Source organism: Virgibacillus phasianinus, from assembly GCF_002216775.1.
GTDB lineage: Bacteria > Bacillota > Bacilli > Bacillales > Amphibacillaceae > Virgibacillus_F > Virgibacillus_F phasianinus.
Map to the genome: position 1 here is coordinate 999,974 of NZ_CP022315.1, position 23,421 is coordinate 1,023,394.

Genomic DNA, 23,421 nt, shown 5'->3' on the forward strand with positions numbered 1-23,421 from the left:
ACTACATGTAGCTTCTCGCTTCCTGTTTTTCCTTAGAAAGGAGGTGATCCAGCCGCACCTTCCGATACGGCTACCTTGTTACGACTTCACCCCAATCATTGGCCCCACCTTCGGCGGCTGGCTCCATAAAGGTTACCTCACCGACTTCGGGTGTTGCCAACTCTCGTGGTGTGACGGGCGGTGTGTACAAGGCCCGGGAACGTATTCACCGCGGCATGCTGATCCGCGATTACTAGCGATTCCGGCTTCATGCAGGCGAGTTGCAGCCTGCAATCCGAACTGAGAATGGTTTTATGGGATTTGCTACACCTCGCGGCTTCGCTTCCCTTTGTTCCATCCATTGTAGCACGTGTGTAGCCCAGGTCATAAGGGGCATGATGATTTGACGTCATCCCCACCTTCCTCCGGTTTGTCACCGGCAGTCACCTTAGAGTGCCCAACTAAATGCTGGCAACTAAGATCAAGGGTTGCGCTCGTTGCGGGACTTAACCCAACATCTCACGACACGAGCTGACGACAACCATGCACCACCTGTCACTCTGTCCCCGAAGGGAACACGATATCTCTATCGCTGGCAGAGGATGTCAAGACCTGGTAAGGTTCTTCGCGTTGCTTCGAATTAAACCACATGCTCCACCGCTTGTGCGGGCCCCCGTCAATTCTTTTGAGTTTCAGCCTTGCGGCCGTACTCCCCAGGCGGAGTGCTTAATGCGTTAACTTCAGCACTAAGGGGCGGAAACCCCCTAACACCTAGCACTCATCGTTTACGGCGTGGACTACCAGGGTATCTAATCCTGTTCGCTCCCCACGCTTTCGCTCCTCAGCGTCAGTTACAGACCAGAGAGTCGCCTTCGCCACTGGTGTTCCTCCACATCTCTACGCATTTCACCGCTACACGTGGAATTCCACTCTCCTCTTCTGTACTCAAGTCCTCCAGTTTCCAATGACCCTCCACGGTTAAGCCGTGGGCTTTCACATCAGACTTAAAAGACCGCCTGCGAGCGCTTTACGCCCAATAATTCCGGACAACGCTTGCCCCCTACGTATTACCGCGGCTGCTGGCACGTAGTTAGCCGGGGCTTTCTGGTTAGGTACCGTCAAAGCACCGTCCTATTCGAACGATACGTGTTCTTCCCTAACAACAGAGTTTTACGATCCGAAAACCTTCATCACTCACGCGGCGTTGCTCCGTCAGACTTTCGTCCATTGCGGAAGATTCCCTACTGCTGCCTCCCGTAGGAGTCTGGGCCGTGTCTCAGTCCCAGTGTGGCCGATCACCCTCTCAGGTCGGCTACGCATCGTCGCCTTGGTAGGCCATTACCCCACCAACTAGCTAATGCGCCGCGGGCCCATCTGTAAGTGACAGCAAAAGCCGCCTTTCAACTTTCTACCATGTGATAAAAAGTATTATTCGGTATTAGCTCCGGTTTCCCGGGGTTATCCCAATCTTACAGGCAGGTTGCCCACGTGTTACTCACCCGTCCGCCGCTCGTTCCACAAGCTCACGCCCCGAAGGGCGATTGCTTGCTTCCCGCGCTCGACTTGCATGTATTAGGCACGCCGCCAGCGTTCGTCCTGAGCCAAGATCAAACTCTCCAAAAAAGTTTGAATAGAATCGACACCAATCAATTCTATCGTTGGTCTTAGCTTTGTTTCGTTGCTTGACATACTTGATTGTTTGTTCAGTTTTCAAGGAGCAATTTCACCCTTTGTCGTTTTTAGCGACAAGATATAATTTACCATGCATACAATTATTTGTCAACAGATTTCTAAAAACAATTTAAAACTTTTATGTAATGTTTCATATTGCCGATAAAACTTGCTGACAACATGAAATAATATAGCATATATTTTGTATTAATTCAACAAAAAATACAAAAAAACAACATTTATGTTATAAAATAATAAATGTCGAATCACACCTAAATCTCATTCTGTTTACCTGTTTCCTCTATTTCCGCTAATTCCAATAAAATAATCAAAAAGCTATCCATCTGAGTTTGGTTTGGACAGCTTCTGACAATTCTTGTGAAGCTATTCGTTATTGGTTATTTGAACGCTTTGGCATATATTTTAAACACTCTTTCTCGCTAGCTACCCTGCGAAATAATTGAAACAGGAGGGAATACCTTTCTCTCATTGACTGTTTTACCATCTGATCAATACGGTGGTCTTCTAAATCCATCAACAATTCTTCCATTTCCCTTTTCACCATGTATTCTATTTCTTTTTGCTCTGTATCGTTAATTAATAATCCTAACATTTTTATCACCTAAACCCTCTCAAGCAAAAATAGCCATAATTTTCATCCATTTTTCTCAGTTATGTTTTATACCCATGTAACACATTAATTCGTAAAAAATGTAGAATTAAGTCGGTTAGCAGAAAACAATCTGACTAGGCATTTAACTGTTCGCTTTTTATAACGCTGTTTTCAATTGTTTCCGACACAAAATCCATACACTGTGACGTAAATTCATTTGAGTTTTTATCAACTGCAATGAATTTAGCAACAAACAATGCGAAAACACCCTTTAATAATTACCCTTCCTATTCCCTTCTTTTGTCTTTTTTCATCCTTTTTCTACTTTCTTTTATCTAATAGCTTGTTCATATTTACCAATCTCATTCATAAACTATATACAAGAGTAAAGGGGGATTCATATGGGGTATTTTTATGTGTGGCATTTTTCACGATGGAAAAGGTTTCTTTACATCCTTTTATTTGCATTAATCGCTGCTGTTATTATTTGGTCTGAAAGCACCGGCAGTTATTCTGTATTTTCTACATCCGATGAGCCAGCAGCATTTGTAAAGGGAAGCTCAAAGGAACCTAATATTGCTTTAACATTTAACATAAGCTGGGGGGAGGAAAAGGTATTTGATATTCTCAAACAGCTAAAAGAAGAGGATGTACAGGCCACATTCTTTGTAAGCGGGGAATGGGCGGAACGACATCCGGACATACTTGAAAAAATTAAAAAAAATAATCATGAGCTTGGTATGCTTGGATATCGATATAAAAGTTATCTTGAACAGGAAATGGATCAAGTCAAAAAGGATTTGCTGCACGCAAAGGAAATTTTTAAGAAACTCGGATATGAAAATGTTACATTAATGCGTGCACCAAGCGGGCACATTAACAAAGAAATCATTAAAATGGCTGAGGGCTTAGGATTGAAGGTAGTTCATTGGAAGGTTGATGCGGATGACTGGGAGAACCCTGGTACACAGAAAATAGTTGATACGATTTTAAAGGAAACGTCAAATGGCGATGTGATATTATTACATGCATCCGATTCAGTAAAGCAAACTGCCAGCGCGCTTGACCAGATTTTACCAGAATTAAAAAATAAGGGATTTAAATTTGTTCCGGTATCTGAACTTTATAATCAGGCCCATTCTAAAGCAGAGCTGGTTAAATAAGTGCTTACGTTTTATAACTGTCTCATCTTTTAAAAATCGCACAAGGATATCCGTTAAGTTGCGGATATCCTTGTGCGTTAAGGTATACACTTATCCTTTTTTTGACTTTGTGTTTGCCTTTTGTTCTTTTTGTTCTGGATTCGTTAAGCGGTGCAGCACCAGTAGTTGATATGTATTACATACAAGTAAAGGTATAATCATTAACCAGGCGTAATCGGTACCGCTTGTCCGCAGACCCGGAACCCACTCGACTGCCGTCATCACGACCATTAAAAATAATGCCGGTACAAATGCCCGCTGATTTGTCTGCTTGGCCTTGATTTTTGCAATGATCCATCCATATACGAGGATTGCTGCAGACATTAGTATGTATAGGCCAAGTGAATCCTTGCCATTAGCGTTGTATGGAAAATAGACCAAATCAAACACAACAAAGGCAACTAATAACACTTGCACTGTCGGCCAGAATGAACGAAAAAATCCTAAACCAAATTGATTTATAAATAAATAAGCAAAAAAGCCTGTCTGACTGATCAAACTAAAAACAAACCCAAGTCCGAGAAAGAACAGGACTACGCCCAGCAATTGAAAGAAATCAACTGGATCTAACACTCTTGTGTAGGATGCTGTTTTCACAAAAAAACTGGTAATTAGACCAGCCACTCCACCCAGTATTAATGTTTTTAAAAACAATCCCACCCATTTACGACTATTCACAATCATATCCTCCTGCATAAACTAGACATATTTATTTTTTAATACCATATATGTTTAAATTATATTCATCCGTATTTTACCATGAAACCAAGCATTTTTCCTTAACGAAGTGCATATTTTCCCTCCATTATTCGCATATTAACGTTGTAGAGGAAGGAGGATTTGAAGATGCTTCGGTTATTTTTTGTATTCATTATTGGACTTTCCTGTTTAACTCTTGGTGCATGTTCAAGCGAAAGTGCGGCAAGTAAGGATGTCGATTATGATGCAACCAAAAAAATGGTTGTAGATATACTTCAAACTGACGACGGGAAAAAGGCTTTACAAAAAATATTAAAAGACGAAAAAATGAAGCAAAGTTTAGTCATCGATGCTGATGTCGTGCAAAGTTCCATTAATAATGTTCTCTCCTCTGAAAAAGGCCAGGAAATGTGGATTAAACTTTTCGACAACCCCAAATTTGTGGAAACTTATGCAAAATCAATGGCAGAACAACATAAAAAATTAATAAAATCATTGATGAACGATGCTGAATATCAAAAACAAATGCTCGGCTTATTACAAAACCCCGAAATTACCGAGCAAATGTTAGAAGTAATGAAAAGCCAAAAATTCAACGCCCACTTGGAAAAAACTATACTGCAAACATTAGAATCACCACTATTTCAAGCCAAAATTCAGGACACCTTGTTAAAGGCCGCTTCTGAGCAACAAAAAGGTGATAGCAAGTCACAAAGCGACGGCAAAGAAAAAAGCAAAGGAAAAGGTAGTTCCGGTGATAGCAGCAGTGGTGGCGGTGGCGGTGGTGCTAGCGAATAGTACCCCAAGTGAATAAAAAGAGGTGACTAAAATTAGCCACCTCTTATTTTTATTCTTCTACTTTTGCAACTATTTTAGCTGCAATTTTATGGTATTCCTTACCAAGTGGATGATCCTCCTGATAAATTGACGGTGCAAAAACATCCTCTTCTTCATACGGTTGCTGTAGAGGAAGTTGACCAAGAACTTTAGTCTTCAATACTTCAGCCAATTTTTGACCTCCGCCCTGTCCAAATACGTGTTCCTTTTCCCCGGTTTTCTTGCTTTCAAAATATGCCATATTTTCAACAACACCAAGAATTTCATGATCTGTTTTCAAGGCCATTTGTCCAGCACGGGCAGCCACAAATGCAGCAGTTGGGTGTGGGGTAGTAACAATTAGCTCCTTACATGTCGGCAGCATCTCGTGTACATCCATTGCGATATCACCGGTACCTGGTGGTAAGTCAAGTAAAAGATAATCTAAGTCGCCCCATTCAACCTCTTTGAAAAAGCTGCTTAGCATCTTCCCAAGCATTGGACCACGCCAAATGATTGGGGAGTTGTCCTCTACAAAGAAGCCCATTGAGATTACCTTTACACCGAAGCGTTCGACAGGTATTATTTTTTCACCTCGTACTGCAGGACGATTTTCAACCCCCATCATATCGGGAATGCTAAAACCGTATATATCAGCATCAATAATGCCCACCTTCTTGCCAAGGCGCATTAAGGACATCGCAAGGTTTACAGTTACAGTAGACTTCCCTACTCCACCCTTACCACTTGCAACGGCGATAAATTTCGTTCCTTTACTTCCGCCCATTAGCGATGCTTCCTGTTCTTCCTCTGCTGCGGGTTGATATTTTTTAATTATTTCCTCTGGTAATTCTTCAAATCGCAGCCCTACTGTTGTAGCACCATTTTTCTTAAGAATGTTAACAATCTCCTGTTGCAATTGCATCTGCTCAGCAGTATTCGTTTTGCCGATGCCTACTTTTACGCTAACATGCTTCTTCTCTTCCTTTATTGTAATTTCCTTCACGCCGCCGGTTTCTTCCAGCGTTCTATGTAAAAACGGATCCTTGACAGGATTGAGTAATTGGACAATTTCTTCCTTTGTTAACAAAGCGTGTCACCTTCCCTTTACTAGCATTAAACAGATTTACTCTATTTCATTATTTCCAACGCTAGTATAACACAAATCAGCGAAAATCTAAGTAATAAGTGTCTAAGGGAAGGTTTACCTTATTTCTTTTTTTCATCTTTCGGAATATCCTCTGTTGCATATCGCAAAATGCCTTCATAAATGCTTGCCGCCATCTTTTCCTGATAGTCTTTTTTCTTTAATAACTCGCGTTCCTGGACATTTGATAAGAATCCTATTTCAACAAGGGCGCCCGGGGCCTTCGCATGCTTTAACAAATACATTCCGGTTAACGGTAACGCTGTGCGGTCTGTATTCTCCAAATTACGAATAATTTCAGCTTGAATCATTTTTGCCAGATGCTCACTTTTATCTGATTTCGGATAATAAAATGTTTGCGCCCCGCTCCATTTCGTTGATGGTAATGCATTTAAATGAATTGAGATAAAAAGATCTGCCTGTTTATTCTCAATCATCTTTAACCGGTTTCGAATATCTTCTGCTTTTCTCCGGGCCAATCCCTTCGTATCCGCATCGGCTAAATCCATATCTCTTTCACGTGTTAAGTACACAGTGGCACCGGTCTGTTGCAGGTAGCTTTGCAGCATTTTAGCTACTTTAAGCGTAATTCCTTTCTCGAGCGTTTGATCCTTGCCAACCGCTCCCCCATCTGGTCCCCCATGTCCGGGATCCAAAACAACTGTTTTTCCTGCAAGTGGTAATGACCATGAACTCCATGTGCTAACAGGACCACCAATTGGCTGTCTAATTAAAACAATTAATAATACAAATCCGAAGCACCAAATTGTAATATTACCCAGTCGTTTCATTATCCTCGCCCCTTATCTATCTGCTTTCACTATTCTATGGGACAAGACAACGATATATGCTTATCGGATATATTTAGAAAAGCGCTGGAGCTAGACAATAAAAAAGGCGTCCCCGTGCTTTGGGACACCTTCACTATTATTTACTGTCTTTTCTTTTTTGCGCAAGGTAATAGCCTAATGTCAGAACTCCGTACAAACCTTCTAAGTCATGGCGGTCAATGAAGTTTTTTCCGCTTTCCGTGTTTGACTTCATCGATTCGGAAACATCCACTAACTTCGAAGATAACTTCTGGGTGGAGCGTCCAACATCACCAACAATATAAAAAAGAGGACTTAATTCCTTCACTTGGTCATTCACACTGGCTAGCGTTTCCCTGCTTGTTGCCAGCGTACCCTTTGTCTGATCAATAATTACATTTATATTTTGGGGCAATTCGTCTGTTGTTTTCGTAATACTAAAAAGCATATTTCCCAAATTATTAAGTGGTTTTATCAGGATGAGAACCAAAACAGCAAATGCAATCCCGATAATAAGTACACCAATTCCTAACCAATCCATTTTTCTCGGCCTCCTTTTTCAATTATTGCTTCACATCTTCTTGTACATCTTTTTTAAGTCTTTTAATTTTGTCAGCGTGTTTATTTCCTTCTGTATAAAGGGCAGAATCATTTTTCAACTTTTTGCCTTTTCTGAGCCAATAGTATCCTAAAGCAGCGGTGCTATAAAGCCCACTAAGATATTTATGATCAACAGGATCACCAACTGCTGCTGACTTATTCTTGAGTGATGTGCTTATATCCATGAACGATGAAGAAAGCTTTCTTGATGATTCTCCAACATCGCCGATAATGTAAAACAACGGGCTTAACCCTTTTAGCTTTTCATTTACATCTGCAATTGTATCATTACTATGTCGAATAAGGACACTTGTTTCTTTTAGCACTTCATCTATTTGATTAGGAAGTTGTTCTACAGTACGATCAACTCCGTCAAGTACGGAAGCCAGGTTATTAAGTGCCTTAGCCAAAAACAATGCTAATAGTAAAAAGGCAAGGCCAATAATTAATACACCTAATCCAGCTAAACTCATGCTTCTTTCCCCTCTTTTCTCTGATTAGTTTTCCATTTTGTTAACAAACGAAAGGCAACTTCACTCCATTGAATGGTATGAGCTATCGGTTCTGCTTTTCGTAGTGTGCGTTCATCGGATATATCCTTGGTCTGATGGTGTACAGCCTGATTCAGATTCGTAATGGAACCTCCAAGGTTTTCAAGCGTATCAAACAATCCATCTGTTGCTTTCAACTTTTGCTCGACATCATCAATCGTTTTATCCGTTTCTTTAATGGTTTCTTCTACCTCAGATGTTATGTACTGTAACTTGTTTTGGACTTCACCCAGGGTATTGCCAAGTGATTTTAGTGTGCCAGACACCCTAAGTAAAACTTTGGCAATATAGATAGTAACAAGCGCAAATGCCAGCGCGCACAGAAATACACCTATATATACAAAATCCATAGTCGCGGCCTCCTTTAAAAACGTTATTCCACTTTCTATTTTATCCTAAACTTGTCGATTTATCTCGACAAAAGACCTAAAACAAAATTTTTATCCCAATTTTTGAAGTTTACTTCCACTGTATCATCCCAATCTATTTGTCCCAGCTTTACAGGCGTAATAAAAGTTGCACCCGAGCGAAATTGTGATGTTGGATTCTTTGCTACCCATTCTCCCGGTTTTGCACCTTTTGTTATCTCAAACATATTTGCCATATCCATGCCGGTTTCAATTTTTTGATGATCTAATCGCCCGTCCTTTTTCATTTTCCAGATTGTACTGTTAAATATAGCATCACCATATAGCGTGGTGGCATCTTTTGCTGTTTTTGTGGTAATTGCTAAATCTGTATGATAACCGGGTAATAAATCAGCTAAATCACCACTTTCCTCAAAGGATACACTAAATGGATATACACTGTCAGCATGTAACTCAATCTCTTTTGGCAGCTCACTGACCTCACTGACGGATCCTTTCATTTTAGCATGATTCTCATTAACCGCAATCTCAACAGGCATTTCTTCTTTTATAATGGTTCGTTCTTCTTCGGTTAATTCACCAACTATCTTTAAGGTAGTTGAACCTATTTTCATGATAGGGTCATCAAGAGATTCCGAAATAACCATCACAGTTCCCTGATAAGGGCTCTCCACTGTTATCGTATCTCCACCTGATTCAAGCTCTGTTAATTGCGATTGGATACTTTCCTGTTTAGCCTCCGCTCTTGCTAATTCCTTTTCCTTTTCAACAATGTATTGTTCCTTCATATACTCTGTCTCAAAAGGCGGGCGGGGCATCACATTTACATCTACATCCACTTTGTCATCATTCGTCGTCGGACTTGGGCTATTGTTTATAGGCGAAGAAGAAGATGTATTAGCCGGTATGCGGTAATTGGAGATTTCCGAAATGGCCGTTTCAATAGCCGCGATTTCTCCACTAACTTTTGTCATTTCGCTTGTTAAATAATCCTTGGTTTCATCATAATCATGAACACGGTATGAATACAGTTCATCCCCTTGGCTTACTTTAGCACCCTTTTCCACTAAAAACTCCTGGAAGCTTCCTAAACTTTTATCGAAATATATATTATTTTCAGCGGTTAACGTAACAACTCCAGGTTTATCCATTTTGTTGTATAGATTTGCTGTGAAAACCGCTGACCAATCATTTATGTATGACTTTCTTTCTACGGTACCTTGATCATCGAGGTAGACCAGCAAGATATTAACCAAGATAAATAGGGTAATAAAAGCAATTAATATCCGTGTGCGCTTCATCCAAACCACCCACCTATCATAAATCGATCAAAATATGCCAGGAACGCAACAATCAGCCAATAAAAAATATGTAAAGAAATCACATTAATATAGATCCAGCTCTTCTTAATAGTAGATAGATAACTTAAGTATCTAATTTGAAACCAAATAATCCATAATTGAAAAAGTGTTACAGCGCCAAAAAAGAACACGGGCCATTCCGCTTCTGTTAGATAGGAAACAATTATCCCGAAAGATAATGGTGATACATACCAGTCCAATCCGAAGTTAACAAATAATGGAATCCAAATAACCCGTTCAATCAGCATCACCAATAAGACAATTTGCTGCATAATCACCAGTTTTTGATATGGTATGTCCGTTAACAGGTGAAAAATAAGCGCAGGTACAAATAAAAAAAATAAGGCCATTACGATGCCAAATCCGATTCTGCCAAACACAAACCACAGCTTACTTTGCTGGTATTGAAAAACACTCAACTCTACGGCGCCTTTTGAAATTAAGTCGGTACCCATGCCAAGCGAACCCATCCAGCCATAAATAACCGCACTAACAAGGACCAATAAAACACTAAGCTTCCAGATGTTAGCTATTTTTTCCGCCTTTTGAATTCGAAATAAATGATCGTCAACGGGAAAGAAAAACTTAATAAGATTAAAATGATACATCATAAACTACTTCCTTTTCTATTGCGATGATTTTCACCTAAATTGGATTTCTATTCCATCTTAATCTTAACGCAACATTCGATAATATTCTATCATTATTTGAATTCAGAAAACAAAAAGTCTGTCATTGTCGAATACATGGGTAAAAGACAAACCCACCAAGTCATTACAAGTTGGAGTTGAACAATAGAGCCAAAGTTCTTAGGCGGGCTATATGCAGTAGTTTACAACTGCAGTTAATGGAGAAACTTCCAATTTGCGCGAGATCAGGCTTTTGATCTAGACAACTGGTGACATGGTTAACAGCAATAAGGTCACTCGAACAACAGATGAGGAAGAACATAAAGGCTAACAAATAATCCACAGAATATTTCCAAGAATAATCTGTGGATAGATTGGACCCTTGTATTGATCAACTGCTAATTGCTTCCCACTTTTTTACCCCTATTTTGAAGATTCAACAGGATCCTCAGAGGATTGGGCGTTCCTTCTGGGTGGAATGACCTCAGCGGTTTATCGTCATGTAAATAGACAACTTGTTGCAATGGAAGTAATTACAATTTCGCCAGTCCATACTTGCAGAGTAGTAATCCTTAATCCCAATGAATTAACCGCCCCCCACATGTCGTTAATAACGACAAAGTCACCCACGCCATATCGATCTTCTAACATAATAAAAAAACCATTAAAGAAGTCCTTGAGCAAGCTTTGAGCTGCAAAGGCAATCGCAATGCCCAAAACCCCTGCCCCGGCTAACAGAGCCCCGATATGAATGTTGAGTATGGGCAGGACTGATAACCACGAACAAAATAATAATTTTCAACGTCGCCATAGTCTCATGGTTATTAATAAATTGGAGCGTGTTATCCCAAAGTGTTTCCAATTTCTATCTCTCTTTCAATCCAAACTTTCAATGATATAATTCTAGCTTCTCTGGATTTTTGTCTAGGTAGTATAACAAACCTGGTTAGGCCAATCACTATATTAGGTCCTTTAATTTCCCCTATTCCCCTAAGGTGCCTAGTGCCATTAGCATCAGCATAGCGGTGAGAGAATAAGTTAAAAACGAATAAAATACCGTCCTAGACATATATATTTAGAGACAAACAAGAAGGAGGGAATTATTATCTCACAAGAAGACAAAAGGAAAGAAAAAAACATTTTAAAGAACACAACGAACGAAGCGAATGACCTATTCCACAAAACAGTTGATACAGCAAATAAAACGGTTAAATCAGTGTCTGGTGAAGGTGGATTAGTTGGTAAAGCTTCTGACACTGCATCGAATGTATTAAAAAATTCATCTGACCTAGGTAATAATGTTGTTGGGAAATCCGTTGATACATCAGGTAAGTTTGTAAAAGGTGCGAAAGATAAAGTGTTTCGCAATAAAAATAAAAAATCTAAATAAAAATATTGAGGCTGAGACAAAAGTGATTCAGTCATAGAGAAATCCGAACTATGATTCCAAATTCTTTAATTAGAATTTGGATTAGTTCGGATATTTTATTGGCTGTTTTTGTAAACCGTACTGCGAATTGTCCATAAACTGCAACGTAACTAAAAATCATGTTTGGCACCCCGGCGGTCGCTGCGGAAAAACACTGCGCTTTCCGTGGGCAGCTGATGAGCCTCCTCGAGCTTACGCTCTCCGGGGTCTCATCTAGGCTTCTGCTCCCACAGGAGTCTCCGTGTTTTTCCTCCGCTAATATGTCATTAGACAACAGTACTATATAGCAAGTCCACTATTACGTGATGTCTTACGCTCCGGACCGTTGACTCCTGCTTAGAACAGCACGAGTCTTAAGACCCCCGCTTCGTTAAGTTTAAGGTCACTGAAAAAGTGATGGATTTTAAAATTTTAGATTTCCTCCTTTACTAAGCATATTGAATATACGGAGACTCCTGCGGGAAGTGAGAGATCGACGAGACCCCGCAGGACGGCAGTCCGAGGAGGCTCGTCACTCGCCCGCGGAAAGCGCAGTATATTCAAAGATGCGATGATAGATCCACATGCCTGTGCACTATCTATACCTTTTTCAGTGGCCTCAGCGTAAGCTCGAGGAGGCCTAAGCCGTGCCCTAAGGTGTGCAACGGTCCACAGCGGAAAACAACCAAGCGCTTATGTCGCTATTTATATCAACTGCGAATTAGACCCGACTATTGAAAAATTAACGTTTTAAACGTCTATCCTGTGATTGTTCGTCTTTGACTCAAATATTTTAGTTTTGTCCCAGCCTCATCTTTTTAATTTAACCAGCTAGTGATGTGATTGGCTTTACATCCTTACCCCTACTCTATTTAGCCTTGTCCAAATGAAGTGGGGATAAATACAACATTCAGGGCTTTACCTTTATAAACATTTACCACCTAAGCTTTTTGATGCATTTTAATCTGTATTACATATAATTTCCTCCTCAAATTTAAGGCAATTTATATATAAAAAATCCCCCAACCATAGGCAGGTTGAGGGATTTGAAAACTTGATATATTAACGTTTTGAGAACTGTGGGAGGCAGTAAAATCAACGAGTGCAAATGTTTTTGTATGCTACTTGTATGTTACGTGGAAATATCCACAGGTTTTATAAAGTAATTGAAATAACATTAGGCATACTTTTTTGCTTTTAGTTGTATTTGAATTTTAAGTTTGTTCTTTAATAGACACTTGAATATCACTGCATGAATTTATTAATAAGACGGAATTAAGTTCAAAAAAAACCTTTATTTTACCCCTTTTTTTGTTACGATTCACCGTAATATATCTAAATGAAGTTTAATACAGATTTTCTTTTAAAAGATTAAAATGGTAAGTCCAACTCTGGCATTGGCACTGTTGGTTGTTTTGGGAACAATGATTTGATATTTAAGACCTCTTGCTGGTTATCATAAATATGTTTTTTTAAACTTCTATACTCTGTGGGATTCATTGAGTACAATCTTGCATTACCGTAATCAGTTACTTCTTCTACATCAATAATTTTACGCTGAGCCATTTTAGTTAATACCGAGTTGTATCTCTCACTTAAATAATTTTCTAACTTATTCTTTTCTTCCCATTTTTGAATTGTTGAAATGGTATCATCAGACATCCATCTCGCCCCAAAAGTTTGATTTTCTTCTTCCACAACAAAGATAAAGAACAATTGTTCATCCTTATCAAATTCTATTTCATCAAAAATATTAGTTTTTGATAAATTTGTTCCTGCTAAATTACGATTTATATCTTCATCAAAATCAACCCCCTCCAACAAACTGCTTACCTCTTTTGTGATAAAATGTCGGATTTTCCTAGGATCATAAGTTCCATATAATCCACGGTCGTTATCAGATAAATATTCTCTATATTTTTGAACTAACTTTCTCTCATTAATCAATTCTTCTGGTACAGGATTATCTATAAAGAAGATACCTACCCCTCTATGATGTTCTTCATAAAAAACGTTAATTTCCTCAACAGTACCAGACTTATTATTTGGAGTTCTTGTACCAATTCTATTTCCAAATATAGCAATTAAAATATCGCTAGATTTTACTATCTCTTCATTAATTATAGCCTGGCCACTCTTATTGACCGCGTATGAAGCTGTTGAATTATTCTCCCATCTGATAGGCATCAAAACTATGTTTTTCGTATCACTATGTTCGTTATTCCAATCTAAAATCAATTGTTCAACTTCATTCCGTTGCACATGAACATCACCAGGTGAAGCTATAAAAATTTTAATTAATTTTACTGACTTCATTGAAAACCTAACCCCCTTTAATTGTTTTAACAATGCAGAAATTACCAAAGTCTTAAGAAGAACAGTCATGGGATTATTAGAAATGATGCCTTTACAATATATGCCTGCAAATATTTATTTAGAAAGGTTCGATATAATCATATCTAGTTACCTTTTGGCAGCAACTAAAATTTTAAAAACTGTACCATCTTAATGTAGAGTAGAACAAAAAAGACAGCTTTTCATATATATCTTTATTTTTAATAGTCATCATTTTCGCCGATTATTTTAATCAATGCTGCAACAGATTGAATTGAAATGAGGCACATTGTTGCTTCTGTTTTTGTTGCCCCCCTATCATGTGTTAGTTGATTCCCCAAGTCTACTGCAGCCCTTGCAAATTTCCTAGCTTTCTCTGAAGTGTCTTTTAATTCATATTTTAAAAAAGCTTCTAGCATACGCTTTGTATCTGTCTTGCTGGTTTCAACCCCATCTAGTGTGGGATGTTTATCCTTAACATAAACTTGTTGAGCAATGGTAATCAGTGTTTCCCGACCAATCATTCCAATTGCTTGAAACTGCTCCTCTGTTCGTGCCGCTTCCAATCTAGTTTTCATTTCGTTTATCGCTCTATCAACACGTTCCCATCCAGTTGGTTGATATTCCTCCATATACAAATCAGTTGAAGCAAACCTACTATATCGTGTAAATAAATTGTATCTTAACTTGGAGACTTCTTCATTTCTTTTAAATAAGTCCAACGCACAAAGTTCTTTTATGATTGTAAATTGCTGCATCCCATTAAAAGTTATTAGATTTTTATATAAAGCTGTCCTTTTATTGGGAACAATACTTCCAAACTTACCAAAGTTAGGACTTATGATCGGTATGTTTACATTAAATTCAACAGCATATGAATTGCAGTATTTGATAATTTGAGATCCGCTTAATCCATTACTTGTATCACCTAAAACGTCAGCGGCATGAGAAATAAAAACTTCGTCAATTTTTTCAGCTTCCATCGTAATCTCCTCAGAAAACATAGTAGTATTTATTTAATCAATTGCTTTGTGTAAGGTAGCATTTCTTCAATTTCATGTACAATGCGTTTTTGTTCTCCAAGCGGTGGAAGAGGGAGAAGATAACTCTTCACTGTATTAGTTGACAACTCTATTTGTTTCGTGCTACCAGATGATTGTTCCTCAATTACTTTTTGAACCGTAGGATTTGCAATATAATAATACATATACTTATAAATCACATACTGTTTCAAAGGTCTAATTACCGTAACGTGACTATCTGCAACAGCTAATTCATAGGGATTTTTACTTTCTTCATATATTGCTACCCTACCTAATGTACCTAAACCAGTCGAATTCCACATTAAATCCCCATCTATTAAAAATCGTTCTTCTTGATACGAAGAAATAGTTTTGGGATCAATAAATTTTGCCTTATCAAGGCTAAATCCTGACCATTGGTTACATTTCTGAGCAACTACTGGATATTGTTTTTGCTCAGAATACTTCGGCGACTTCCCTCTCTGTATATATTCACACACTTCTTGGAACCTTACCCATTTCCAACTCTCTGGTATATCAAAAGGTATCTCTTCCTCCGTAATTTCTGGAAGTGCTTTTGTTTTCTTAATCTTGCCTTCTTCGATGAGTTTTTTCTTCTCGTCATGAATTTGTTGATACAGTTCTTCTGCGGTGCCTTCCTCTTCCCGCTGTTCCACTAACTTGCCTTGAATCGCATATTGCAAAATAGATTTTTGCATATCTTCCGGGAATTTCTTGTTAAGTTCTGTCACTTCTGTATAAGCTTTATCATATTCTTCCACGTAAGGCATCAGTTCTTCAATTTTTGCAACGATACGCTTTTGTTCTTCGAGTGGAGGGAGCGGTACCACATAATTCTTTAATACCTTAAATGGTGGAATGTTTTTTATTGCTGATCCCTTACTACTTTTCCTTGCTGTCTTTTTTAGTATGAAATCAAAATACAATAAAAAATAATCTACATATACACTAGGCATTAACTTCATTTGCATAAGAGCCTGATTAATAATACCTTGTTCAAAATTATCAGGAATTATATATGTTTCCCCAATCGTACCAGCACAGCTGACTATTATATCTCCTGAGGATAATTCAAAACCTTTCATTTTGGATTCAAAGTATTCACGTGTTATGTAGTAATCGCCTATATTAACGTTTTTTTGAATAGCATTTTTTTGCTCGTATACTTTTACGGTATCTTCACTTTTTGGTACAAACATCGATTTTGTTAAAGCACTTCCAAATGGTCCTTTTTTAAAACTCCCCAAGTCACCAAACCTTACCCATTGCCAATTTTCGGGTACGTTGTAAGGAATTTCGCCTTCATCTATTTTTGAAAATGGCTTTTCTTTTCTTATTTTCCCATCCCTAATCAATTGTTCTTTTTCAGCTTTAATATTTTCAATTAACTGTTTTGCAGTTCCTTCCTCTTCCCGCTGTTCCACTAATTTCCCTTGTATCGCTAGTTGCAGAATACTATTTTTAAAATCTTGTCCATTCATTTAATTACCTCCAAGACGCGCGGTAATTTGTCTTAGAACATGATCAATTTCGGCATTTAAGGATGCTCGCTTTTCCTGGTATTCCTGAATCAAATCCATTGGTTCAAGAATGACTTCTTCCGCTTGTGGGAAACCGCATAAATCAATATTGTAATTCTTTTCCTCAATCTCACCGATAGAAACTTTTTTCGCTTTCGGAAAACCATCCATCTCGATTTCTTCTCTGTTATCCCACCAGTTAATTGCATCATTAAAATGTTCTAATTTCATTGGTCTTGTTTTCGAAAAGTTTTTATACCCCTCTGGCATATCCAGCCGGTAGAACCAAGTCTCTTTCGTTGGCTCTGTATTGTCGAAAAATAAAATATTCGTTCTGATAGATGTGTATGGCGCAAATACACTGTGTGGCATTCGTATCACTGTATGTACATTAAAATCATTGAATAACTTCTTCTTTATATTGAATTTGGCATTATCCGTCCCAAATAAGAATCCATCCGGTAAAATAACTGCTGCTCGCCCATTTTTCTTTAACCGATACATAATCACATTCATAAATAAATCGGCTGTTTCAGAGCTTCTAAGTTCCATCGGGAAATTCACTTTGACACTTTCTTTTTCACTTCCCCCGTATGGCGGATTCATTAAAATCACATCATAAGCTTCCATCTTTCGCAAATCTCTATAGTTGATTTCTAACGAATTCCCATGAAGAACATTTGGGTCATCAATATCATGGATTAGCATATTTGTAACACATAACATATGTGGCAATGATTTCTTTTCTACACCATGAACAGATTCATTATACAATTCTTTATTTTCAAGGGAATTATCGATTTGTTTGTCCAATGCATTTAAGGCAGAGGTTAAGAAACCACCCGTACCACAAGCAAAATCAGCAATTTTTTCACCTAATACTGGTTTAGTTACTTCTACCATAAAGTCCGTGACTGCCCTTGGTGTATAGAACTCACCAGCATTTCCAGCGCTTTGTAAATCTTTCAAGAATGATTCATAAATAGCGCCAAATTCATGTCGCTCTTTATATTCTGTAAAGTCAATTTCATCGATAATATTCACAACTTGACGAAGCAATACGCCATCTTTTTGATAGTTATTAGCATCCTCAAACGCTGCTCTTACAATAATTTGACTCATCGGCGTTTCTTCATCAGTTTCTAACTTTTTAAGTACGGGAAATAATTTATTATCTACAAAATCAAGTAAAGCATCTCCTGTTAGAGCTTCTCCATCTTTACGGTCAACTGCCCAATTTCTCCATTTTAACTCTTCTGGAATGATTGAATTATAATCATCTTCATAAAGTTCCCATGCTTCTTCTTTTGCATCATATATCTTTAAAAATAGAATCCACACAATCTGCTCGATTCTCTGGGCATCTCCATTAACACCAGAATCATTGCGCATAACGTTTTGAATTCTTTTTACAAAATTATTCATTGCCATGATGTATACCTGCCTTAATTATTTTATTATGCGTAGAAAATTTCATTAGTTAGTTCTTGTACTGCTCTTTCGTACGCTTCTTTCCCGCCAAATGCTTTTACAATTTTCATCGGGCTACCAATCTTCGCAAATTCCTTTAGCTGAAGCACTTTGGTATCTTCTATTTCTTTGATCCCGTCATCTGCATATTTATCCAATAATGCTGTAATAACTTCTTGTGCAATTTCGGAATACTGATATAAATAATGCCGCTTCTTTACGTTTTCTGCCCGTTCTTTTTTCGTTAATGGTGCTTTATCATATGCTAAATGACAAATTAGGTCAAAATCATCTAACTCTGGCTTTCCAACTTCCTCCCTGACAGCTTCAAGCAGGACCCCGCTTTCCTGTAACTCATCGACAATCGCTTGCTTTTTCTCTGCTTCTGTCCATGTTTTCAAGAAATCATCTAACTTTGCATATTGTTGTAAAATATTTTTCTTTGTATAATCAATTAAACTTTCCGTGATCAGTTTTCCGTCTTTATCGACATATTGAACCCGTTCAGAGAGGACACTAACCGCAACATCCCCAATATAATATTTACGAGGCTTATCATCATCTTCTGTTCCCGGAATATCTATTCCACCAGGATCAATAATAATATCATTTCCATCTTTCGGCTCAAAACCTTCTGGATTATCCTCCTCGTCATCAACTGGAGGGTCGATTACTGGTTCATCCCCAGGAAGCTCAATCACTACTTCCGGCTTCCCGTCAAATGCAGGATCTGAAAATAAGCGACTGGCGTTACGGAAATCCATAATGGTGAAAAAGGTCTTTCCGTAATCTTCTAAAAGTCTTGTGCCACGGCCGATAATCTGTTTGAATTCGGTCATGCTATTAATATTGTTTTCTAAGACAATAAGTTTGCACATTTTTGCATCAACACCAGTAGTCATGAGTTTGCTAGTTACTGCAATTACTGGATAAGTACTCTCCTCATCAATGAAATTTTCTAGCTGCATTTTTCCTTCGTCATTGTCACCGGTGATACGCATAATATAGCGATGATCATCCCTGTATAAATCCTTGTTCTCATTAATAAGTGCCTGGCGCATCCGTTCGGCATGTTCAATATCCACACAAAAGACAATCGTTTTACTGAACCTGTCTGTTTTCTTAAGGAGTTCTGTAACTTTTGCTGCGACAACTTGTGTACGATCATCTATAACCAAATGTCGATCAAAATCTTTCACATTATACTCTCTGTCTTCAATTTCATAGCCATGCTTGTCGACCTTTCCTGCTTCTGGACGGTAGCCTTCAAGATCACGATCAAGTCCAATTCGAATGACCTTATACGGCGCTAAATAACCATCATCAATACCTTGCTTCAAAGAATATTCATAAATAGGTTCACCAAAATATGTAATGCTGGATGCCTCTTTTGTTTCAATCGGTGTAGCAGTACATCCGACATGGGTCGCAGATGAAAAGTAATCCAGAACCTTCCTCCATGCAGACTCCTCTTTCGCACTTCCCCGGTGACACTCGTCTATGACAATCAAATCGAAAAAATTCGGTTGAAACTGACGGTATGTTTCTTCTCCGTCGTCTCCTGCAAGCTGCTGATACAAAGCAAGATAGATTTCATAGGAGCTATCAAGGTTTTTATTTTTTACTTTGGTCATCTTTCCGCTAAATGGTTTGAAATCCCCGGTCATCGTCTGATCTATTAATACATTTCGATCTGCTAGAAAGAGAATTCTTTTCTTTAATCCAGATCTCCATAACCGATAAATGATTTGGAAGGTCATAAACGTTTTACCAGTTCCGGTAGCACTAACTAAAAGTGCACGTTCTTGTCCTTTAGCCACTGCCTCCACCGTCCGGTTAATCGCTACTCTTTGGTAGTAACGAGGCGTCTTATAATTTGGAATATAGTAGTAAGGCTCTAAGATAACTTTCTCTTCAGCCTTATCGATATGCTTATCTGCCAAATAACGCTGATATAAATCCTCAGGTGAAGGAAATTCCTCCACTCTCAATTCCCTTACTTGTCCGGTGATTAAATTTTGTTCAACAAATCCATCACCATTGGAAGCATAAACATAATCGACATCAAGATACTTGGCATAATCAATTGCTTGCTGCAGACCAGCTCCAACGGAATGATTATTATCTTTTGCCTCTATAATTGCCAGAGGGAAGTTATTCTTGTAAAAGAGTACATAGTCCGCCCTTTTTCTTTTCCCTCTGGCAGTGACATTTCCACGCAATATAATTCTTCCTGCAGTAAAAGGATATTCAAGCCTTACCTGCTTTTTAATATCCCAGCCCGCATCTGTAATTGCTGGAGTAATGTATCTTGCTTTAATATCTTCTTCAGACAAATGACGCTTTCCCATAAGACCCTACCTTTCCCTAGTAATCTTATCTTAAATCACTTAGTCAATTTCAAACTCCATAATATCCCCAATATTACAATGAAGACACTTGCAAATTTTATATAAGCTCTCCATACTGACAGGTTGTTGTTTACCAAGACGTGCTAATATGTTGTATGTAATCGCCGCCTGTTCCTTTAAATCTGTTTTATTCATTTTCTTGTCTATTAAGAGCTTCCATAATTTATCATAGCTTATAACCATGCTGTATCCTCCTATGGCTATGTAACAATAAGTTACCTATATTATAGCATATTATTAAACGAAGACTCTAGATAATCTTGCAATATTGTAAGGTCTCAAGGGATTCAATTGTCTGAAGGTGATTGTCTATTAATTTCAATGCAATAAGATTATGGGAAGTAGAGTAATAATTGTACGTATCAGTCGATAACTGATTACGTATAACTTCTTATGAACTAAGCGCCCTTTCGTAAGAAATTCATTATGTTTATTTTAAGTGCAAAATAAGGTATACTATGCATAGAAGCACATAAAATAATAAAAGACCGTCCATGCTCTAACATGAACGGTCTCGTGCGCAAAAGCCCTTCAAGGGGGCAGCTCACATATTTAGGTCAGAAAAGTAACCAACCAAAATGCGGCTAGGCATTCATCGGGTGGTTACTTTTTTTGTTCTGACAGTATAGCTACAACTAAGGTTGCGAACGTGATCATCAGGATCAATGTTTCGAATACTGTCATCGCATCACCCCCTTTCTCAAAAAGAGGGGTGAGCTACCACCCATGAAAGCCCTATTACACTAATAGCAAGTATATCAAACTATGAAGATTATCACATCATATCCATGTCTACTGTTTGTAGTTTTTTCTTCTCATTTTTACCTTTCAACCAATCATTAATATCAAGTCTTTCACTTTCAAGCAAATGACCATAAACAGCATCATCAAGCATCATTTGTTGTTCGTCAGTAAGATCCCCTTCTTTTCTGGCTTGATGGTGAGGGTTCAAGAATTCGCCATCCCCAACATCTAGGCGATCCATATTAACAACTTCCATCTTTGAATTCTTGCTCTCAGGAAAAATAATACTATACCGCGTCTTATAATATCTATTATCACCCTGATACCTTTCTTCCAGCTTCTCCATCATTGCATTACCTTTTGCAAAATCCATCATTGAATCAGATTCTATTTCTGGTGCCTCCGACCATTCAATGAATATTTGTGGTTGCTCAATATCCATATCATATCGCTTTAACCATGCTTTGCACTTTACAACATGATTAAATTCTTCCGTCCAGGCTTCATTTGTAGAATTATCCACTCCTACAACGACATCACCATCTACACAAAAGTACAATCCTTCTGCTTGCTCTTTTTCCTTATGATCAATTACATAATCCATTGCTGCTTTATTAACTTCTGTTAGCTCTGATAGGTCTTTTCTCTCTTGAATAGCCTGTAGGAACACATCTTTTCCATTTTCTACGCCTTTCTCCTGTTCTTTCATCAATTCAGGCTCCATAATCTCCATAAACTCCACTGCTGCTCCCCTTACTTCTTCGAGTAACTGCGCTTTATCCTTTAATTCCCTTCCCTGTGTCCAGTTGGCAAGATAGCCTAAAGAATAATCACTTGTATCAATATCAAAGTAGGATGCAACGGCATAAGCTGTCATTTCTGCTTGGAATTCTTTTTCTTCTGAAGTTAGATTGAAATGCCTATCGGGCGTACCATGCAACTTGGCATGGGCCAATTCATGGATTAATGTTTTCACGTTTTGCAATTCGCCATTGCGTGAATTTAAACCAATATGATTTTTCCTGCCATCTATTCCTTGGTAAAATGCACCTTTAGCAGCACCTAGTTCCTCCATAGGCTCGCCAATCGTCACATCCAGTTTATCTCCCACTTTTTGCAGGGCCTCTAACATATCTTGATAGTTTGCAACGTCCCCCTCCAGCCATCTATTTGGAAAAATATCTGGAAGATCACTAGCTTTTGCATTAGTTTGTGAAACATCGAAAACACTGCCCCTTCCAAAATACAACCCACTTCCCTTTTTCTCTAATTCCCCTTTGTTGATTAATTCTTTTTCCTGCTCTGTCGCCTTTTTTATGCTTTTCCATTTGCCGTTTTCATCTTTAAATTTCGGCTGCGTCTTATTTGGCACTAAAATTTGAATGGCTTTTTCTCCTTTTTGCACTTGAAAGCCTTTTTCCTGCCAAAACTTATAACTTCCTACTGCTTGTGCTCCCTTAAATTGACTCTGAATTAAGGCTGTATTTCGTAATGAATATTGATAAAACTGCATCATGAAAGCTAGGTGATCAGCCATTTGTTCAGGTGTTTCAAAATAAGATTCAATGGACTGATTCATCGTTTCTGTTAATTGTTTCACTTCTTCCTGTTTTTGTTCGAATGTTTTTCTTTGCATGAAATATCATCCTCCCGAAAAATAAAAGGGACTCCCACCAGGAAGCCCCTTAGATATATCAGCTATTTATTTGCTCAGCCTATTAATGTTTCATTATGCAAAATAAAAAGACCGCTATATCAGCGATCAACATCATTTTTTACATACAGTTTTCACTAAACGGCTTCCTCTTAGTGGTATCTCAAGCTGGTTCACCCTCCAAGATAACTGCTTTCTCCTTTATATCCAATGGAATCAACGCTTCTTCATCTGCTTGATTTATCATTTCTATAGCACCCTTTGTGACTGCATCTACTTCAATTTCTATTTCCCCAGCATCAACAATGAAGACAACACTAGCTTCTTTAATTTCCTTTACATACCCTAAATCAACAAGCTTATATGCCCCATTTACATACATATCCGTCACA

22 protein-coding genes, 1 rRNA gene and 1 pseudogene are annotated in these 23,421 nt (G+C 38.2%); 3 read left to right on the forward strand and 21 right to left on the reverse strand.

Annotated elements, in window-relative coordinates; translation table 11 throughout:
* Positions 1–36: 36 nt before the first annotated feature.
* Positions 37–1,602: ribosomal RNA gene (locus CFK37_RS05055) — 16S ribosomal RNA — on the reverse strand.
* A gap of 439 nt (positions 1,603–2,041) precedes the next feature.
* Complete coding sequence (locus CFK37_RS05060; protein ID WP_089060854.1) at positions 2,042–2,263, reverse strand: hypothetical protein; 222 nt, start codon at positions 2,261–2,263, stop codon at positions 2,042–2,044.
* A gap of 401 nt (positions 2,264–2,664) precedes the next feature.
* On the opposite strand from CFK37_RS05060, the gene pdaB reads away from it, so the two are divergent.
* Positions 2,665–3,426 carry a polysaccharide deacetylase family sporulation protein PdaB gene (pdaB, locus tag CFK37_RS05065; protein ID WP_089060855.1) on the forward strand — a complete coding sequence of 254 codons (762 nt, stop codon included), beginning with the start codon at positions 2,665–2,667 and terminating at the stop codon, positions 3,424–3,426.
* A gap of 90 nt (positions 3,427–3,516) precedes the next feature.
* On the opposite strand, the gene CFK37_RS05070 is transcribed toward pdaB, so the two are convergent.
* Positions 3,517–4,143, reverse strand: coding sequence for a KinB-signaling pathway activation protein (locus CFK37_RS05070; RefSeq protein WP_089060856.1), 627 nt, complete (start codon positions 4,141–4,143; stop codon positions 3,517–3,519).
* Positions 4,144–4,311: 168 nt separating this feature from the next.
* Here CFK37_RS05070 and gerD point away from each other — a divergent pair, with 168 nt between their 5' ends.
* Complete coding sequence (gerD, locus tag CFK37_RS05075; protein WP_089060857.1) at positions 4,312–4,962, forward strand: spore germination lipoprotein GerD; 651 nt, start codon at positions 4,312–4,314, stop codon at positions 4,960–4,962.
* 49 nt (positions 4,963–5,011) lie between these two features.
* Here the strand turns inward: gerD and CFK37_RS05080 are convergent, their stop codons facing one another.
* The 9 genes and pseudogenes from CFK37_RS05080 to CFK37_RS20610 form a co-directional block, all read right to left on the reverse strand.
* On the reverse strand, positions 5,012–6,070 hold the full coding sequence (locus CFK37_RS05080) for an Mrp/NBP35 family ATP-binding protein (RefSeq protein WP_089060858.1): 1,059 nt from the start codon (positions 6,068–6,070) through the stop codon (positions 5,012–5,014).
* 119 nt (positions 6,071–6,189) lie between these two features.
* Positions 6,190–6,918 (reverse strand): N-acetylmuramoyl-L-alanine amidase CwlD, encoded by a 729-nt coding sequence (gene cwlD, locus CFK37_RS05085; protein WP_089060859.1) that lies wholly within the window; start codon positions 6,916–6,918, stop codon positions 6,190–6,192.
* Positions 6,919–7,054: 136 nt separating this feature from the next.
* Positions 7,055–7,477: a DUF948 domain-containing protein gene (locus tag CFK37_RS05090; protein ID WP_089060860.1), complete on the reverse strand. Its 423-nt coding sequence runs from the start codon at positions 7,475–7,477 to the stop codon at positions 7,055–7,057.
* A gap of 22 nt (positions 7,478–7,499) precedes the next feature.
* Positions 7,500–8,009, reverse strand: coding sequence for a DUF948 domain-containing protein (locus CFK37_RS05095; protein ID WP_089060861.1), 510 nt, complete (start codon positions 8,007–8,009; stop codon positions 7,500–7,502).
* Positions 8,006–8,437 carry a DUF948 domain-containing protein gene (locus tag CFK37_RS05100; protein ID WP_089060862.1) on the reverse strand — a complete coding sequence of 144 codons (432 nt, stop codon included), beginning with the start codon at positions 8,435–8,437 and terminating at the stop codon, positions 8,006–8,008. The genes CFK37_RS05095 and CFK37_RS05100 overlap by 4 nt, the downstream gene beginning before the upstream one ends.
* A 59-nt stretch (positions 8,438–8,496) precedes the next feature.
* Positions 8,497–9,756, reverse strand: coding sequence for an efflux RND transporter periplasmic adaptor subunit (locus tag CFK37_RS05105; protein ID WP_089060863.1), 1,260 nt, complete (start codon positions 9,754–9,756; stop codon positions 8,497–8,499).
* Positions 9,753–10,427, reverse strand: a complete 675-nt coding sequence (locus CFK37_RS05110; protein ID WP_089060864.1) for a hypothetical protein — start codon at positions 10,425–10,427, stop codon at positions 9,753–9,755. The genes CFK37_RS05105 and CFK37_RS05110 overlap by 4 nt, the downstream gene beginning before the upstream one ends.
* Before the next feature lie 516 nt (positions 10,428–10,943).
* On the reverse strand, positions 10,944–11,162 hold the full coding sequence (locus CFK37_RS05115) for a mechanosensitive ion channel domain-containing protein (RefSeq protein WP_342746743.1): 219 nt from the start codon (positions 11,160–11,162) through the stop codon (positions 10,944–10,946).
* A pseudogene (locus CFK37_RS20610) lies at positions 11,145–11,225 on the reverse strand (hypothetical protein); the annotation flags it as partial. The gene CFK37_RS05115 and the pseudogene CFK37_RS20610, both read right to left, overlap by 18 nt.
* 436 nt (positions 11,226–11,661) lie before the next feature.
* On the opposite strand from CFK37_RS20610, the gene CFK37_RS20350 reads away from it, so the two are divergent.
* A complete protein-coding gene (locus CFK37_RS20350) occupies positions 11,662–11,835 on the forward strand; it encodes a hypothetical protein (RefSeq protein ID WP_245837319.1) in 174 nt (57 codons plus the stop codon).
* A gap of 1,389 nt (positions 11,836–13,224) precedes the next feature.
* Here the strand turns inward: CFK37_RS20350 and CFK37_RS05125 are convergent.
* The 9 genes from CFK37_RS05125 to CFK37_RS05160 form a co-directional block, all read right to left on the reverse strand.
* Positions 13,225–14,169 carry a DUF4062 domain-containing protein gene (locus tag CFK37_RS05125; RefSeq protein ID WP_089060867.1) on the reverse strand — a complete coding sequence of 315 codons (945 nt, stop codon included), beginning with the start codon at positions 14,167–14,169 and terminating at the stop codon, positions 13,225–13,227.
* A 239-nt stretch (positions 14,170–14,408) separates the two neighbouring features.
* Positions 14,409–15,170: a hypothetical protein gene (locus CFK37_RS05130; RefSeq protein ID WP_089060868.1), complete on the reverse strand. Its 762-nt coding sequence runs from the start codon at positions 15,168–15,170 to the stop codon at positions 14,409–14,411.
* A 29-nt stretch (positions 15,171–15,199) separates the two neighbouring features.
* On the reverse strand, positions 15,200–16,711 hold the full coding sequence (locus CFK37_RS05135) for a restriction endonuclease subunit S (protein ID WP_089060869.1): 1,512 nt from the start codon (positions 16,709–16,711) through the stop codon (positions 15,200–15,202).
* The gene (locus tag CFK37_RS05140; protein ID WP_089060870.1) at positions 16,712–18,181 is read right to left on the reverse strand and encodes a class I SAM-dependent DNA methyltransferase; all 1,470 of its coding nucleotides are present in this window, start codon (positions 18,179–18,181) and stop codon (positions 16,712–16,714) included.
* Between the two features lie 26 nt (positions 18,182–18,207).
* A complete protein-coding gene (hsdR, locus tag CFK37_RS05145; protein ID WP_089060871.1) occupies positions 18,208–20,571 on the reverse strand; it encodes an EcoAI/FtnUII family type I restriction enzme subunit R in 2,364 nt (787 codons plus the stop codon).
* A gap of 39 nt (positions 20,572–20,610) precedes the next feature.
* A complete protein-coding gene (locus CFK37_RS05150) occupies positions 20,611–20,814 on the reverse strand; it encodes a helix-turn-helix domain-containing protein (protein WP_089060872.1) in 204 nt (67 codons plus the stop codon).
* 420 nt (positions 20,815–21,234) lie between these two features.
* Positions 21,235–21,315, reverse strand: coding sequence for a putative holin-like toxin (locus CFK37_RS20680; protein ID WP_370622721.1), 81 nt, complete (start codon positions 21,313–21,315; stop codon positions 21,235–21,237).
* Between the two features lie 91 nt (positions 21,316–21,406).
* Positions 21,407–23,011 carry an LPD25 domain-containing protein gene (locus CFK37_RS05155; protein WP_089060873.1) on the reverse strand — a complete coding sequence of 535 codons (1,605 nt, stop codon included), beginning with the start codon at positions 23,009–23,011 and terminating at the stop codon, positions 21,407–21,409.
* A gap of 181 nt (positions 23,012–23,192) precedes the next feature.
* Positions 23,193–23,411, reverse strand: coding sequence for a hypothetical protein (locus CFK37_RS05160; RefSeq protein ID WP_245837369.1), 219 nt, complete (start codon positions 23,409–23,411; stop codon positions 23,193–23,195).
* Positions 23,412–23,421 lie beyond the last annotated feature (10 nt).

Excerpts from the sequence above, each read along its gene's own strand:
- CFK37_RS05160 (WP_245837369.1), bottom strand. The coding sequence starts at position 23,411 with ATGTATGTAAATGGGGCATATAAGCTTGTTGATTTAGGGTATGTAAAG.
- CFK37_RS05090 (WP_089060860.1), bottom strand. The coding sequence starts at position 7,477 with ATGGATTGGTTAGGAATTGGTGTACTTATTATCGGGATTGCATTTGCT.
- CFK37_RS05105 (WP_089060863.1), bottom strand. The coding sequence starts at position 9,756 with ATGAAGCGCACACGGATATTAATTGCTTTTATTACCCTATTTATCTTG.
- CFK37_RS05135 (WP_089060869.1), bottom strand. The coding sequence starts at position 16,711 with ATGAATGGACAAGATTTTAAAAATAGTATTCTGCAACTAGCGATACAA.
- CFK37_RS05100 (WP_089060862.1), bottom strand. The coding sequence starts at position 8,437 with ATGGATTTTGTATATATAGGTGTATTTCTGTGCGCGCTGGCATTTGCG.
- CFK37_RS05060 (WP_089060854.1), bottom strand. The coding sequence starts at position 2,263 with ATGTTAGGATTATTAATTAACGATACAGAGCAAAAAGAAATAGAATAC.
- CFK37_RS05140 (WP_089060870.1), bottom strand. The coding sequence starts at position 18,181 with ATGGCAATGAATAATTTTGTAAAAAGAATTCAAAACGTTATGCGCAAT.
- CFK37_RS05130 (WP_089060868.1), bottom strand. The coding sequence starts at position 15,170 with ATGGAAGCTGAAAAAATTGACGAAGTTTTTATTTCTCATGCCGCTGAC.
- hsdR (WP_089060871.1), bottom strand. The coding sequence starts at position 20,571 with ATGGGAAAGCGTCATTTGTCTGAAGAAGATATTAAAGCAAGATACATT.
- CFK37_RS05150 (WP_089060872.1), bottom strand. The coding sequence starts at position 20,814 with ATGGTTATAAGCTATGATAAATTATGGAAGCTCTTAATAGACAAGAAA.
- pdaB (WP_089060855.1), top strand. The coding sequence starts at position 2,665 with ATGGGGTATTTTTATGTGTGGCATTTTTCACGATGGAAAAGGTTTCTT.
- CFK37_RS05155 (WP_089060873.1), bottom strand. The coding sequence starts at position 23,011 with ATGCAAAGAAAAACATTCGAACAAAAACAGGAAGAAGTGAAACAATTA.
- gerD (WP_089060857.1), top strand. The coding sequence starts at position 4,312 with ATGCTTCGGTTATTTTTTGTATTCATTATTGGACTTTCCTGTTTAACT.
- cwlD (WP_089060859.1), bottom strand. The coding sequence starts at position 6,918 with ATGAAACGACTGGGTAATATTACAATTTGGTGCTTCGGATTTGTATTA.
- CFK37_RS20680 (WP_370622721.1), bottom strand. The coding sequence starts at position 21,315 with ATGACAGTATTCGAAACATTGATCCTGATGATCACGTTCGCAACCTTA.
- CFK37_RS05125 (WP_089060867.1), bottom strand. The coding sequence starts at position 14,169 with ATGAAGTCAGTAAAATTAATTAAAATTTTTATAGCTTCACCTGGTGAT.
- CFK37_RS05095 (WP_089060861.1), bottom strand. The coding sequence starts at position 8,009 with ATGAGTTTAGCTGGATTAGGTGTATTAATTATTGGCCTTGCCTTTTTA.
- CFK37_RS05110 (WP_089060864.1), bottom strand. The coding sequence starts at position 10,427 with ATGATGTATCATTTTAATCTTATTAAGTTTTTCTTTCCCGTTGACGAT.